General features: G+C 57.4%; 1 protein-coding gene and 1 pseudogene. Both read right to left on the bottom strand.

Features of this window, described 5'->3' with window-relative positions; translation table 11 throughout:
• Positions 1-915: 915 nt before the first annotated feature.
• Positions 916-1,246, bottom strand: a pseudogene (locus EAV90_RS41955) (UDP-glucose 6-dehydrogenase); the annotation flags it as partial.
• A gap of 12 nt (positions 1,247-1,258) precedes the next feature.
• Positions 1,259-1,749: cupin domain-containing protein (locus EAV90_RS39095; protein WP_129146474.1), on the bottom strand; the 491-nt coding region annotated here is incomplete at its 5' end.

Here is a 1,749-nt window from a genome sequence, read left to right as displayed (position 1 = left end):
CTACGGGCCTCCGCCTCAGCCAACCATGCCAGCCGTACGTCACGCCATCGTTGATCTCATCCTTCGGCCGCCGTCTCAGCATTGCCCATATTGCCGAAGGCAAATCCGTGAAAAACAGCGGCGAAAAACACAATCTGCCAAAGTAGTGCTAGAACGCGGCCCGTCGTTGACCTCGGATGGATGGTCCAACACCGATGAGTTACTCAAGCCCACAAGAATACGCGTAACGATCCCAAAGCAAGCTCCCATAATCGCAAGCAGGACGCGAGCCCATCTTCAGTCTCGGCGAACTGATAGTTTCGAGCCGAGCATTTGAGTTCTCGAGGGAAATGTCGAAGCAGCTGCGATCTTTCGCACTTGCGATCTACGGCAATCATCTGACTGTCGTTTCATAGGCCCAACCGGCTGCGCAAATGGTCACGCTCCTCGAGCAGCTCTCGGAGTCGTTGAGCATTGTCACGTTGTATCTCCTGCCACTCGATGCGATCCTCTGCAGTCCACAAGTACGACTCGCGATTGAAACGATCTTTCTCGTTTGCATCAAACTCCATGTATAACTTTATGTCGCGTTCAACCTGGTCCAGTTGTTCTTGGAGAGTAGTTGGCATCAGCCGTTCCTTCGGCTCGCCTCCAGCCCGTCCGATCTACAACGCAATCGGCATGGCGATCAATGGGCGTTGTCCCTCGCGGCTGATATATCCATCCCATTTGAACTCGTTCGCCTCAAAGCGTCTCCGCCTCGGAGTAATTTTACTAAAGTACGTAGCTCAGATCGACTGATCTCCCTCCATGAGATTATGCAGACAGGCTAAACTCCCGGAGGAAGCGGCAAAGCATCCTCCAGCGCGTTAAGCTGCACGCTCGGAGAAGTTGTGGCCGCAATCAACCATTGTGTTTTTCTATCAATCACGCACGAACTTTGGGAACGCCTGGTCCGGGGCCGACCGGCACCGTCGGTCTCGTTACCACCACGGTCGCCGGTGTGAGACTGCGCTATCGGGAGAGCGTGCCGACCGCGATGAAAACGGCATCGGTCGCGGCGGTCGGCTTAGTCAGGTCAATGGTCAAATCCAGCCGCTTAGCTTTGACAGTGTCCGCCACCAGCCCGTCGAGCCCCAGGGTTAGCAGATCGGGATCGCCGCGGTCTCCTCGTCCTTGTGGACGCAGATCACGTACTGACCGAAATCCGCAAACAGTCGCCGGGCACCAGACTCACATACTCTGGTCCGATCATCGCAATGCGCACTTCGGGTGTTGCTTAGGTTCTTTGATAGTCGTCTTCAATCCGGATGATGTCGTCTTCCCCGAGATAAGAACCGATCTGGACCTCGATCAGTTCCAGCTGGATCTTGCCGGGATTCTCCATCCGGTGGACCGCGCCCATCGGGATGTAGATCGACTCGTTCTCATGCACCGTCTTCACGGTTTCGTCGACGGTGACCTGGGCCGTGCCGCGCACCACGATCCAATGCTCGGCGCGATGGTGATGCTTCTGCAGCGACAGCCGTCCACCCGGCTTCACCACGATGCGCTTGACCTGGTGGCGCTCGCCATTGTCGACCGACTGATAGCTGCCCCAGGGCCGGTGCACCTTCAGATGCTCCTCGGTCACCTTCGGCGCGACCGCCTTCAGCTTCGTCACCAGACGCTTCAGTCCGTTGGCATCCTTCTGGCGCGAGACCAGAACCGCGTCCGCGGTCGCGACCACGACGAGATCGTCGACGCCTTCGAGCGCGACCAGCGCGGAAT

This window comes from Bradyrhizobium vignae, assembly GCF_004114425.1.
GTDB classification, from domain to species: Bacteria; Pseudomonadota; Alphaproteobacteria; order Rhizobiales; family Xanthobacteraceae; genus Bradyrhizobium; species Bradyrhizobium vignae.
Note: the sequence above shows the minus strand (reverse complement) of the source record. Positions and strands in the feature narration are given on the sequence as shown.